General features: G+C 43.0%; 11 protein-coding genes. 3 read left to right on the forward strand and 8 right to left on the reverse strand.

The features are described 5' to 3' along the window. Nucleotides 1–88: 88 nt before the first annotated feature. The 3 genes from J2S07_RS02800 to J2S07_RS02810 all read right to left on the reverse strand — a co-directional run bounded on the left by J2S07_RS02800 (nt 89) and on the right by J2S07_RS02810 (nt 4,596). The gene (locus tag J2S07_RS02800) at nt 89–1,411 is read right to left on the reverse strand and encodes an efflux RND transporter periplasmic adaptor subunit (protein WP_307148878.1); all 1,323 of its coding nucleotides are present in this window, start codon (nt 1,409–1,411) and stop codon (nt 89–91) included. Between the two features lie 14 nt (nt 1,412–1,425). Next, a complete protein-coding gene (locus J2S07_RS02805) occupies nt 1,426–2,088 on the reverse strand; it encodes a hypothetical protein (protein WP_307148879.1) in 663 nt (220 codons plus the stop codon). A gap of 228 nt (nt 2,089–2,316) precedes the next feature. Further along, nucleotides 2,317–4,596, reverse strand: coding sequence for a YhgE/Pip domain-containing protein (locus J2S07_RS02810; RefSeq protein ID WP_307148880.1), 2,280 nt, complete (start codon nt 4,594–4,596; stop codon nt 2,317–2,319). Between the two features lie 642 nt (nt 4,597–5,238). Here J2S07_RS02810 and J2S07_RS02815 point away from each other — a divergent pair. Continuing rightward, nucleotides 5,239–6,849: an SWIM zinc finger family protein gene (locus tag J2S07_RS02815; RefSeq protein WP_307148881.1), complete on the forward strand. Its 1,611-nt coding sequence runs from the start codon at nt 5,239–5,241 to the stop codon at nt 6,847–6,849. Then, nucleotides 6,842–9,643, forward strand: coding sequence for a DEAD/DEAH box helicase (locus J2S07_RS02820; protein WP_307148882.1), 2,802 nt, complete (start codon nt 6,842–6,844; stop codon nt 9,641–9,643). Before J2S07_RS02815 ends, J2S07_RS02820 begins: the two co-directional genes overlap by 8 nt. A 217-nt stretch (nt 9,644–9,860) precedes the next feature. Here J2S07_RS02820 and J2S07_RS02825 read toward each other — a convergent pair whose 3' ends face one another. Then, complete coding sequence (locus J2S07_RS02825; RefSeq protein ID WP_307148883.1) at nt 9,861–10,040, reverse strand: hypothetical protein; 180 nt, start codon at nt 10,038–10,040, stop codon at nt 9,861–9,863. Continuing rightward, the gene (gene ssb / locus J2S07_RS02830) at nt 10,037–10,399 is read right to left on the reverse strand and encodes a single-stranded DNA-binding protein (protein WP_307148884.1); all 363 of its coding nucleotides are present in this window, start codon (nt 10,397–10,399) and stop codon (nt 10,037–10,039) included. The genes J2S07_RS02825 and ssb overlap by 4 nt, the downstream gene beginning before the upstream one ends. Before the next feature lie 329 nt (nt 10,400–10,728). On the opposite strand from ssb, the gene J2S07_RS02835 reads away from it, so the two are divergent. Continuing rightward, a complete protein-coding gene (locus J2S07_RS02835) occupies nt 10,729–11,163 on the forward strand; it encodes a YwpF-like family protein (protein WP_307148885.1) in 435 nt (144 codons plus the stop codon). 56 nt (nt 11,164–11,219) lie between these two features. On the opposite strand, the gene J2S07_RS02840 is transcribed toward J2S07_RS02835, so the two are convergent. The 3 genes from J2S07_RS02840 to J2S07_RS02850 all read right to left on the reverse strand — a co-directional run bounded on the left by J2S07_RS02840 (nt 11,220) and on the right by J2S07_RS02850 (nt 12,444). Further along, nucleotides 11,220–11,393: a hypothetical protein gene (locus J2S07_RS02840; protein ID WP_307148886.1), complete on the reverse strand. Its 174-nt coding sequence runs from the start codon at nt 11,391–11,393 to the stop codon at nt 11,220–11,222. Further along, entirely contained in the window at nt 11,393–11,791 is a 399-nt protein-coding gene (locus tag J2S07_RS02845) for a hypothetical protein (protein WP_307148887.1), read from the reverse strand. The genes J2S07_RS02840 and J2S07_RS02845 overlap by 1 nt, the downstream gene beginning before the upstream one ends. 350 nt (nt 11,792–12,141) lie before the next feature. Continuing rightward, on the reverse strand, nt 12,142–12,444 hold the full coding sequence (locus J2S07_RS02850; protein ID WP_307148888.1) for a hypothetical protein: 303 nt from the start codon (nt 12,442–12,444) through the stop codon (nt 12,142–12,144). Nucleotides 12,445–12,598: the final 154 nt, after the last annotated feature.

Genomic DNA, 12,598 nt, shown 5'->3' on the forward strand with positions numbered 1-12,598 from the left:
CCCCTTCAAGAGAACCCGTTATACAAGTACCGGGTCCCTTTTGTTATGTATGCAGGCTCAAAAGCAACAAAGATTGAGAAAAGAGCCTTTATTGATTGCTTAGCAACCCTTGTCCCAAATACTTTAATATTTCCTTCTTCCTCATACCCTGCAAGTCCTTTTTCTTTACTTTACTGACTTCAATAGGGGTGAAGAATGCTGTCTTGTTCTTGATGTTACTTGGATTGTTGAGGACAAGCTCTCCTTTTTCAACATTTTCTGTAATTTCATAGATTCCATTCACCATTATCCCCGTTTTGATCTTGCGTTTTTCAATTTTGCCATTCTGCTTGAGAGCATAGATATATCCATTGCGAATCGTGTCAGCAGGCAAAGTTCGTGCGTCCTCTACTTCCTTAATGACGATTTTGAGATCAACATGGGCACCGTTGAAGACTTTCGAGGGAATATCTTCTGTTTCCACAGCTTCCTCATCTTCATCAGTTACATTCCTGTTTTGGTCGGATTTGTCTTCTTTCGTTTCCTCTGCCTCTGTCGCATCATTCTTATCAGCGAAGGCGTCATCTCCCACTTCAGCAAACTCTACCACAAATTCATACTGACTATTTACATGGACCTGTGGCTCCTGCTCTGGATTCACCGCAATTTTAGCAATCACCCCTTCTAGCTTATTTTTCAATGTCTTGGAGGAAATGATGACCTTCATGCCTTCTTCAACTTCCAAGATCTCTTCTTCATCTAGGAGCCCCTTGATTTGCTGCTTAGAGGAAGTAATTGTCATCACTGGGTTTTGAAGATCATGACTGATTTTTTTTACCACACCGGAAATCGTGCTGCTTACCTTTAAGCCGTCTAGGTCGTCCTCAGAAATCGAAACTAGCTCTTCCAGTCTTTCAATCTCGCCTTCCACTCTACTAAGCTGTGATTCTTTTTCATAAATCTGTGCTTTAATGGTGCTGTCGATTGCATCCTTATTTGAAGTGTCTTCTTCCTTTTCCTTCTTCTTCGATAAGTCACTCCTAATTTTTTCTAACCTACTTATGTTTTCTTTGATGGCATCCCGATCATTTTTTAGCTTCGTGACTTCCGCTTCGAGCTTCTTGATGGTTGCTTCTACATTTTTAGGAGAGTATTCAAAAAGAGGTGTACCAGAGTGGATCTCTTCCCCTTCCGTAACAAGGAATTCCCCGAAATCCCCCATTCCATTTTGGAAGTAGACATTTTCCTCTTCAGCGGGTGTTACGACACCTTCTTTCTGTTTCGTTAAAACGAGATTCTGTTCCTTAACTGTTCTCCAGTCATTTATGTATTTCGATCGTGCCACTTCACTGTCTTTTTTAAAAATCAGAAAGAAATTGACGACAACAAAGAGGGCAATCATACCGACGACGCTCCATTTTTTCCAATTCATTCTTGTTGCCCTCCTTAGAATAAGACCTCAAATTTAATAAAGGTAAAAAGTGCGAAAAAGACCCACATAAAGAGATTTATAGAGAGGGTTAGGATCAAGATGTACTTTGCACTTTTTTCCGTTATGACTCGCAAATACTTGAATTGAAGGATGATCACCCAAATGGAGAATAATGATATGACACCGAAAAAGTTGGAAATTAGTTCGTAGTCAGTTAAATATTGGGCAATAACCCCTATTGAAAAGGGAGAAGATGCATGATCTAATCCCCAATACAACTTCATTGGGAGAATGAGAGCTTTTTCAATTAGAAAAATACTCGCAGCATAAAGCTGCATAACCACGAGCTTCCGGTATTCAACATCAGTGAAAATCCAGAAAATAAGGGCTGGAAAAAAGATGATAAGAGCAGTTACGAGCACTGATTGAAGAACCTGTCCCATTGCAAAAAGAGCTTTAATAGTGGAAAGTTGTGTATCCGTAGTTTCATAGATTAGTTTGGATAGCTGCTCACTACCAATGCCGAAATAGGCCGAGATCGTTGCTAGTACGAAGGTCACAACCAGAAGAAGCGACGTTTTTTTCCATATGCCAGAATATTTTTCTGCTTTATTTAGTTGGTGAGAGCTTATATACGGCGTCCTTAGCCCCCTCCACAGCTGTACGTGAAACAACATTTAGAATCCCCCAAAAATATGTCATGAACTATCTTCCTTATTTTACAACAATATTTGGAAATCGGCACGCAATATATGACTAAACGGTACCAGGTACCTATTTTGAATGAACGTTCAAAAAGGTACCTGGTACCGCTTTAGAGGAAAAAACCGCTTGGCTCATCATGAACCAAACGGTTTTCAAGTAAATGAATGAGCAGCCATTCATTTTATTAGATAATACAGATTTTATCTTGCTACATCGATTTCGGTTGGTCGGCCCTTTCTAATCGCTGATACAACTAGTGCCAACACGGCGAAGACAGCAAGTAATACGATAACCACCAATGCATTCGACCAGGCAGAGCCCATATGATCAAGGGAAATAACTGCCTTAAATCCAGCATTCGTGTAAGTCAATGGCAAGAACTTACTCATTGAGCGTAATCCTTCTGGCAGCATTTCAACTGGTAGGTTGGAGCCTGTTGTTGAAAGCTGAAGGACGATGAATATAAATGCGATAAAGCGGCCAATATTTCCTGCGATAGAAACAAGGAAGAAGACAATCGCCAGGAACGCTAAGCTAACCACGCAAGCAAACAAGATGAAGGCAATGCTGTTGCCCACTTGAAGCTTTAAGAATACTAAGGCAAAAATTGAAACCACCAGTGCCTGAACAATCGCTAACACGGATAGATGTAGGAACTTCCCGATAAACCACGCAACACCCGAGGTCGTTACATCCGCTGGCTTTCTGAAATCAACCACAAAGGACATAATCAGAATTCCAACAAACAATCCAAGCGATAAAATGTATGGCGCTGTTGAATCACGGTAGTATTGGTAATTATTCACCTTTTCCTGAACGAGATTAACTGGCGATGAGAACATAGCAATATTTTTGTCTGTAACCTTCAGGGCACTTGTCTTTTCAGCACCGCCCTTTAGACCTTCCGCTAGTTCTTCACTACCTGCATTCAGCTTACCAACACCTTCATCAACCTTGGTAACGCCATCTGTCAAGGTCCCCCAGCCTGTTTGAACGGACCCTGTTCCATCACTGACTTGCTTCATTCCAGTGTTCAGCTTGGAAGCACCGGCTGAAAGCTGCTTCCAGCCCTGATCAACCGTTTGGTTACCAGCTGAAATTTGGCCTGCCCCTGAATGAAGAGTCGCAACGCTGCTCGTTAAAGTCTTCCAACCTTTTTCAAGATCAGATGTTCCGGCAGCTAATTGATTCGAACCTGCTGCTAAAGCAGTAGCACCATCAGATACTTGTTTTTGACCAGCAATTAATTTGTCAAACCCATCAAGCAGTGAACCAGGTCCAGGTAAAAGCTTTGATACAAGACCACCTACTTGAGAATTTAAGTTCCCCATATTCGTTGATAGCTCAGTCATACCTCCTGATACAGCTTGCCCCGTACCCACTAACTTCATGAAGTTCGGGTCGTTGCGAAGATTCGGGTTTGCTGCTAGATAAGCCTGTAAGCCATCGGATAAGCCTTTTGTTGCGGCAGAAAGATTCTGGGTACCTTCATTAAGCTTGCTAATAGCGCCCCCTAGACCCTCCGCACCTGGTTGTAGAGCCTGTAGGCCAGTGGCTAGCTCTTTTTTAGCTGTTTCGAGTCCAACCAATACCTGTTGGGAACCACCCTTTAAGCCTGTTAAGCCTGCTTCAATTTGTTTTGCTCCAGCGGATAATTTTTCTAAATCCTTCGTCTTCCCTTGGAGCGTCTGCAAAAGCAACCCTGTCCCATTATTCAGATCCTTCGCTCCATTCGCCAGCTTCGAAATATCCCCTTGTTTCGATGTAAGCGATGTCAAAAGTTCGCCAGTTCCAGCCTCCAATTGCTTGGCGCCGCTCGCTAGCTTGTTGATATCTCCGGACTTCTCTGTCAGTGCTGATAGAAGCTGACCAGTGCCATCCTTTAGCTCTGCCGTTCCGGAATGGATTTGCTCGGATCCATCTGCTGCGGACTTAAAGCCATCAGCCACTTCCCCAAGCTGTGCAAAAATATTTTCCACATAGGTTTGTGTAATTTTGTTTCCTAGTTGCTCACGAATTCTTTCTGTTGCACTGTTTGTTACTTGAGCAGCCATAAAGTTGAGCCCTTCATTTTGGATATATTTGAGCTCAAGCTGCTTTGGATCCGGATCTAATACCGTCGTGACATTTTTTGAAAAGTCTTCTGGAATTTCAATTACCATATAATAGTCTAAATTTTTGAGTCCCTTTTTCGCATCTTCTTCACTTACAAATTTCCAGCCTAGACTTTTGCTTTCCTTAAATTCCTCGACGAGATCCTTCCCTACGTTGATTGGTTCGTCACCAGACATTGCTCCCTTATCCTTATTGACAACCGCTACTGGTAAATTCGAGAGGTTGTCATAAGGCCCCCAAGTTGCTGATAACATCACGGCTGCGTAGACAATTGGGATTAACAAGACTGCGATGACGGAAATGAGTACCCCTTTGTTTGTGAAAAGCTTGGCCATTTCGGCCTTAAATAACTTCATTGCCTCCATCTGTATACCCCCTTAGCTTGATGAATCTATATCAAGATGGAGTTAGGTGTGCGAAAAATTCCGTCGTGCACCACAATTGTCTTATTAAATTGTCCATCTTCCAATACACAACGCCATGATTGGTTACCCACCCACCTCCATTCGTATTAACATAATATTCTAAACATTTTTGAAAAATCCTTCATTTTTTCAAATTTTTTAGTTGAAATTTACTATTTTTCTTTTTTGAGGGTAATATTATTGGGTTTTATGGGAAAAAAGAATGAAAAAAGCACCTCAGTAACCCGAGGTGTGAAATGGAGATTGATTTGTTCAATTTAAGAATTGAACAATAGGCGCCGCCTTCTAAAAAAGGAAGTTGCGTTTTCCTACTTTTCTATTAAAACATAAAATTTTCTTCTATGTTTTCGCCAAAAACCCGGAATTTCCCGCATTTACAGCACATAATCTTGTCTTTTTGAAGAAATCCTCGTTGCAATATAACTATAGTAATATTTTTTTCACTGACGATCCTTTCTTACCACTTAGAGTTCCTCCTCCGTCCCCCATGAATTTTTGTTATAATAGAGAATACGGTATTTTTGCACAGGCTGTTTTCTTATTGAGAATAGAGCCTTCACAAGCAGTTTGGAGGTATCGAAATTGTCATCGATTCCAGATAAATATAAAGAGTTGCTGCACATGGCTGCAGCTGATTTAAAGAACCTACTATGGTCGGAAAAAGAAGAGGATGCAAAGCTCGTTCAGAAGGGCTTGCTTTTGTATCGGCAAGGCCTTGTTTCAAAGGTTCGCCTAGAAGATGAGAAAATACTTGCGGTAGTACAGGATGTGACCCGCGTCCACGTCGAGCTCGACCTGAACTTCCTACAAATTAGCCACTGTTCCTGCCCAGCCGATGGGCTATGTCGTCATCAGATCGCTGCCTTTCTCTTTGTTTATGCCATGGTTGGGAGCGTTTCGGAATGGGTGGAAAGCTGGCGCCAGCCAATTCAAGAAAGAAAAGCTGCACATACCTGGGGCATCCAGCGTGCAAAAGATCTCCTTAAGACCTCTGGAAGCATGAAGCCAGACTATGACCGCTGGGTCCAGCGTTTTCAAGAAGGATTCGAATCAATCATGCAAGCTACGAAAAATCGTAAGCCTTACTTAGTCGCCTCTCTGTATGAGGCCTATTCGCGCAAGCTGAAAGCGGGTGCGCCTGTCGAACAGGAATGGCGTCAGCTCTATTTTCTTGTTGCGTCCATCCATACCTTTATCAACCTGCTCCGCTTGAGTACAGAAAACAGTTACACCGAGGACGAAATTAGCCGTTATTATCGTGGAGTATTCTTCACTATGATCGATGATGTGGAAGAATTAGTGGAGAAACTCAATGTCCAAGCCCTGCCCTTTGCCTTTGACAATTTTATTGAAGGGCTAAAGAATGATTCGACAAAGCTTGTATCGGAAAACTTTGTGCTGGAATTTGAACGGACTCATTTATATGTGATCCTGTGGACACGGCTTTTTAAAAAGAAATCCTGGCACGAAAAAGAGCTTGCCGATCTGGGACGATTTGAAAAAACATTACCAGTCCTCATGGCTACCATCCACCAATGTATCATGCTTTGTGAAGATGAAAAAGCCCTTCGTTTACTGCATGACCTAGAGAATTTTTCGACCCCTTTTATGATTTATTGGCTAGAAAAGCTAACCGCTGCGAAGGATTGGAAGCGAATGGGGCCCTATGTGGAGATGTTCACTGCTCATGCAAGAGAGTATATGCAATCCCTAAACGAGCATTATGCGCGTATTGACTTTTCGCGACTGGCCATTCGAACGGTTCAGGCCTACGCAAATGAGACAAAAAAAACCGAAGCTTATGAGAGAATACTCATTCAAACACTGCCCTATAGCTACCATTATTATGATGAATTTCTGTTTGACATGGGCTCCTATGAAAAGTGGTGTGATCTACAAGCTTATTTAGGATTTGATTTGAGCTCTATCTCGACTGAGAAAATTCGCTTTTTGCAAAAGGAGCAGCCTGACATCCTGCTTCCACTCTATCATCAAGCGATTCAGCAGCATATTGAGATGAAGAACCGCGGCAATTATCGGGAAGCCGTGAAGCTATTGAAAAAATTACGGACGATCTATAAAAAGCTAAAACGACAGGATGATTGGCAGCAGTTTCTTGACCTTTTATTAGAACGGACGAAGCGACTGCGCGCATTTCAGCAGGAATGCGAAAGGGGGAAGCTCCATGCTTAGCACGAATGCCTTAACGATAAATATTGAGCCGATTGGGGATAATCAGTTTTTTTTGACAGCTGAATGCGACGACAGGTTTGTCATGCCTTCCGAGTGGAAGGGACTGCTCTTTAACCGCCATGAGGAGAGCTACTACGGCATGCTGATTGAGGACAAAGGGCATGGTGTAGCCGTCAACGGCTGGCAATTAGCGACATTGCTTGCGAAGGAGTCGTTCAATCGTTTGATTGAGTGGGATTGGGATGAGACAGGGCAAATTTGCCTTGCTGCTGCCGAGCCAATCTATGAAGCAATTCAGGAAAAGGAGTGGGTGCCGGATTTTGCCGCTCTTTCACAGCAGGAATTCCGCTGGAGGCTTCCAGAGCGTGTGAAAAATGAGTTTGGACCTTCCTTTTGGGAGCAAACCATTGGAGAGGATGTTCCCGTTGGCGACTTTGTGGCCGATTGGTTCAACGCTTCACTCCACACCTTTTTCGAGAAAAATAAGGAGTGGAGGGAGAAGATTGGACAAAGGCTTGAAGCCCTGCAAAATCAGTCGATTGCCCCTGGTGCCTTGGCCGCTTATTTCGATGAGGAAACATGGAGCGAATGGATGGGCGTCAAGGAAAACAACCATCCTTTTACCATTGGTCTGCGCTTGGAGGAGCCTGCCGATATCGATGGAACATGGGATTTAGGAATATTTCTGCGGGGGAAAAAGGAACCTGACCTCATCGTGGATGTGAAGGATCAGTCCAATATGCCGAAGGAGTGGTTCGATTATTTGGACGGAGTTTCACGGCAAGAGGAGCGCTGGATTGGGCTATTTCCGTGGCTAAAAGGGAAAAAAGGAATAGCCAGCGCATTGACAGAGGAGGAAGCATGGCTCTTTTTGACGGATGCAAGTGAAACGCTGCTCGCTTTAGGGGTAGAAATACTGTTGCCGTCCTGGTGGCAGGCGATGAAGGATGCGAACCTAAAGGTGAAGGCAAAGCTCAAAGGAACCTCGAGCCACCGTCCTTCGTTCGTTGGCTTGCAGGCGATGCTTGACTATAATTGGCGCTTTTCCATGAATGGGGTCGAGCTATCTGAGGATGAATTTAACCAGCTTGTCGAGGAGAAGCGACGACTTGTCTATATTCGTGGGCGCTGGATTAAGCTCGACCCTGGATTCGTGAGGCAAATTCAGGATTTGATGAAGCGGGCCGAAAAGGAAGGACTCCATGTTCGTGACTTGATTGAGCAGGAGCTGATGAATGCAAATACTGATGAGGCTCTGACAGAGGACGAAAGAGCCTTTGCTCGCGTGCAAATTGAGCTCAATCGCCAGTGGAAGCAAATGGTTAAGCAGCTTCGGGATGTGAAAACAATTCCGCTCGAACCAGTGCCGAAGGGCTTTCATGGCGAGCTAAGACCCTACCAAATCTTAGGCATGAGCTGGCTATTATTCCTGCGCCAATATGGATTCGGGGCATGTCTTGCCGATGATATGGGGCTTGGAAAAACGATTCAGCTGCTGTCTTATTTGCTAGCTGTTCAAGAAAAAGAGCCAGACGGCGCTGCCCTGATCATCTGTCCGACATCGGTGCTCGGCAACTGGCAGAAGGAGATTGAACGGTTTGCACCCGATTTGAAGGTGTATTTGCATTATGGGACGAATCGACTGAAGGAGGGTGCATTTGAGGATGCGGTTAGCGAATCTGATATTGTCCTTACCTCCTACGGCTTGACACATCTCGATTTTTCCGAATTTGAGCGGGTGGAATGGAGCACGATTGCGATCGATGAGGCGCAAAATATTAAGAATGCCAACACAAAGCAGTCCCGTGCAGTTCGCAAGCTAAAGGGGAAGCATCATATCGCCTTAACGGGAACCCCGATGGAAAACCGCCTATCTGAGCTGTGGTCCATCTTTGATTTTACGAACCATGGGTTCTTAGGTAGCCTCGGACAATTTCATAAGCGTTATGTTCTTCCAATTGAAAAGGATGATAATAAGGAGAAGGTGCAGGAGCTGCAGGCCTTGATTCGCCCATTCCTCTTGCGGAGAACGAAAAAGGATGAAGAGGTGGCCTTGAATCTACCGGATAAGCAGGAGCAAAAGGAGTATTGCCCGCTTACGGCCGAGCAGGCCTCCCTGTACGAACAGCTCGTCCAGGATACCCTCGCTCAGCTTGAAACGTTGACAGGCTTTGAGCGAAAGGGTCTCATTTTGCAGCTGCTGGGTCGGTTGAAGCAGCTTTGCAACCATCCCGCCCTCTATTTGAAGGAAGCGAGACCTAAGCAGGTGCTAGAGCGCTCCTTGAAAATGGAAAAGCTAACCGAGCTAGTTGAAGCCGTACTCGAACAGGATGAGAGCTGCCTGATCTTCACCCAATATATTGAAATGGGCGAAATGATTCGTCAGGTGCTAAAGGATCGATTCGGAATTGAGGCACCGTTCCTGAACGGAAGTGTGGCAAAGTCAAAACGGGATGAGATGATTACGCAATTCCAGGAGCGAAAATTCCCTGTTTTTATTCTTTCCTTGAAGGCGGGTGGCACAGGGTTGAACCTCACCGCTGCCAATCATGTCATTCATTATGATCGCTGGTGGAATCCCGCAGTCGAAAACCAGGCCACCGACCGTGCCTACCGCATTGGACAGAAGCGCTTCGTCCATGTCCATAAATTCATCAGCACCGGCACCCTTGAGGAAAAAATCGATTTGATGCTCGAGAAAAAGCAATCGCTCAACGACCAAATCATCCAAAGCGACAGCTGGATCACCGAGCTCTCCACCGACGAGCTGCGCGACCTCATCCACCTCACCTAAAACAGTACCAGGTACCAGCCGAGTCAGGCTGGTACCTGGTACCGCCGATGGACATTTCTTCCCTTTTGTCCGCCTCAGGTGGACAGTACATTCTTTAACCCCATACAAAAAACGGCGGTGTATAGCCGCCGTTAAGATGAGGGTTCGGGGATATGCTTGATTCTATCTAATGGGGATGTCAGAGGAAATCGGTTCGAATAAGTGAGTTTCATACATATCATGAAATAAAGGATTTTTTCTCACGAAGGTTTTCTGAAGATTCTTCTAGGAGGATGCGTTCTAGCTGAAGAACGCGGTTGTAAAGATGCTCATGTCTTTCATTGGATTTGCCAACCATCATAATTAGTCTTTCGAGTAGGATTTCGAAGCTCTTTTCTCTGCTAATTGGTTCACTCAAGTCGTCGTCACCTCTTTTTCAACATGGGCCACATGGTCCCTTCTCGTATCGATGAATCGAACCGATTCTGCAATCACCTCTGTTACAAATTTTCGTACGCCCTCCTCATTTTGATAGTTTCGCGTCTGAATACGTCCGGTAATGCCAATAAGTGCGCCCTTCTTACAATACAAAGAAAGATTTTCCGCATTTTTTCTCCATATGGTACATTGGACAAAGTCGGTCTCAATCTCTCCTTTTTGATTGCGAAAATTGCGGTTTACTGCCAGGGTGACATTCACAACCGAACTACCTTCCGTCGTAACCTTCAGTTCTGGATCCTTCGTCAATCTTCCAACTAATGTGACTTGATTGATCATTTTTCGACTCCTTTCTACCATGATGCCCCAATCATATAAAAAGTCTTTGCAGAGGTAAAACAGACAAATTTGTCATTTCAGATTGAAATTCGGGGCAAAAGATTCCTTTACATGTCAAAAAAGGGCGAAAATACGATCTTTGGGCTCTAATTCGGGGTAAATAGCGATTTTTCATATTCGACAAAAAACATTTCGACAAAATGCGACAGAGAGCAAAAAACCTATGTCATCGAGCCCCACCATTTCTAACTAGGTATCGTTCGCATTGTGTCACGGTTATGTTATAATTTTTAGAAGGAAATTTTTCACTGGAAATGGAGGGAATTTCTATGAAAACATTTAAATTAGTTTCCTTGCACATTGTAAGAGAGAATAAAATTGAGGATATTCCATTAGAGGATGGTTTGATTATTAACAAAGAGGATGAAAACAACACCTGGCTCATCGAAGCATATACCGATAAATCATTCCTGGACCTTTTTCAAAAGGCCATTGATCAAGACAGTGAATTACTGGTGCAGGTCGTGATTACCAAAAAGGAAAATGATCCAGCTCCATTCCGAGTGAAAGCAAAATCCCTTCATGCCTTCGACCAAAATATTAGCGTTCTTTTAGAAGGGTTTCTAAAACGGACTAGAAGTAATTATTCGGAGTTGCTGCTGGACGACCTTCTTCAAAAAGGCCTATCTGGCGACGCATTAATGGAAGAATTTAAAATGAAAATGCAAACAAAGCCCAAGCTGGCTTCCATGAAAGAGCAATAAACCCATATAGGTAAAAAAACTCCCACTTGGGAGTTCTCTTTTTTAAGTGTTGCCTTTTAATGTAGGATATCGGCTTTAAAGATTTGTTGATCTTCCTTAATCTTCAAATTCAATTGTTCTATAATATAATTGATATCTTGCTGTCTATAGTCATAAAGGGGAAGCTCTTCTCCAAAAACCTGATAATACATAATCGCCGCCATCTTCAACGCTTTGTCGCTAGCAGGCATTAGCTGTTCTGCTTTTTTTTTATTTCTTTTTTAAGCAAATCAATCACATATTTGGCTTCGGTTTTGCAGGAGAAATCATATTCCTCCCCAAGCTCCTTTTGAAGCTTCTCGATTTCCTCCATCTGCTCCTTTGTTGGCTCCTCAGATAGAATTTTGTCGATGGTTTCATTAATCTTTGCTGCTAGCTCCTCATGAAAAACGGAGTTGTTCTTAATATCATCGCTTATTTTATCATACCAGGATGAATTCGAATTAATATACTTCCGCCACTCGTCAACAAATTTTTCCATACTAAATTTATTTTCGTCCCAACCAATATCGTTCATATAATTTTCGAACGTGGTTGTGATTGAGCGTGTAATACTAATTTTAATGCCTGGTGAAAGATCTTTAAACATTCTGGTAAAAGTACCCCCCAAACTTTATCTAAAACCGGAAACTGACTTTGGCAATATCATCGATGTGAGGCAGAAACATTGGCAACAAAGCAAAATACTTATTTTACTTTATCACAATAAGTTAAATATGACAAAAAATTCATGAAATCCAATACTAAATTCTAACATATCTCGACACAAAACCCAAGGAAAATCCTATAAAAAGGTTCAGTCTTAACAGCTTCTCTAGACCACTATTGTGAAAAAGCCTATCACAATTATTATTTAATTGCAAATATGTCCATATTCAACGTCTACAATAACCGCTCGACGCAAAAAGGACAGGTTCTCACCCTGTCCCATTCCATGTGCTAACGATCCTTATTATCCTTATCCTTTGCATCTAAATCATCCTCAATGATATCTTCACCCGGGTCGTTATTGTCCTTCATCATATCCTTATCGTTATCCAGGTTCTCATCATTGTTGTCATTGTTGTTGCCACGGTTAGGAGTAACGTTTGTCCCGTTATTGTTATCATTTAAGTTTCCATTGATATCCCCATTATTGTTCTCAGGTGGTGGGTTCTGATCATTGTCATTGTTCCCACAACCAGCCATGACCATTAGGGACAAGATCGAGCATCCTAACAAAGCCAAAAGCTTTTTCATCATAAGTAAAAAGCCCCTTTCTCTTCTTCAAAAATTTGACCTAAACCACGGTCTGATGTTAGGATGCCCCAAATGGAAAAAAATCTTACACTAAAATTTAAGGATCTCTTCGCAAACATTGTTGCTTTCAAAAAAACAAAAAGCAACGGGTTTCTTC

This window comes from Anoxybacillus andreesenii, from assembly GCF_030813005.1.
Classification (GTDB): domain Bacteria; phylum Bacillota; class Bacilli; order Bacillales; family Cytobacillaceae; genus Robertmurraya; species Robertmurraya andreesenii.

Bases quoted from the DNA above. Each gene is read 5' to 3' on its own strand.
- J2S07_RS02845 (WP_307148887.1), bottom strand. From the start codon at position 11,791: ATGTTTAAAGATCTTTCACCAGGCATTAAAATTAGTATTACACGCTCA.
- J2S07_RS02850 (WP_307148888.1), bottom strand. From the start codon at position 12,444: ATGATGAAAAAGCTTTTGGCTTTGTTAGGATGCTCGATCTTGTCCCTA.
- J2S07_RS02810 (WP_307148880.1), bottom strand. From the start codon at position 4,596: ATGGAGGCAATGAAGTTATTTAAGGCCGAAATGGCCAAGCTTTTCACA.
- J2S07_RS02840 (WP_307148886.1), bottom strand. From the start codon at position 11,393: ATGCCTGCTAGCGACAAAGCGTTGAAGATGGCGGCGATTATGTATTAT.
- ssb (WP_307148884.1), bottom strand. From the start codon at position 10,399: ATGATCAATCAAGTCACATTAGTTGGAAGATTGACGAAGGATCCAGAA.
- J2S07_RS02800 (WP_307148878.1), bottom strand. From the start codon at position 1,411: ATGAATTGGAAAAAATGGAGCGTCGTCGGTATGATTGCCCTCTTTGTT.
- J2S07_RS02805 (WP_307148879.1), bottom strand. From the start codon at position 2,088: ATGTTGTTTCACGTACAGCTGTGGAGGGGGCTAAGGACGCCGTATATA.
- J2S07_RS02835 (WP_307148885.1), top strand. From the start codon at position 10,729: ATGAAAACATTTAAATTAGTTTCCTTGCACATTGTAAGAGAGAATAAA.
- J2S07_RS02820 (WP_307148882.1), top strand. From the start codon at position 6,842: ATGCTTAGCACGAATGCCTTAACGATAAATATTGAGCCGATTGGGGAT.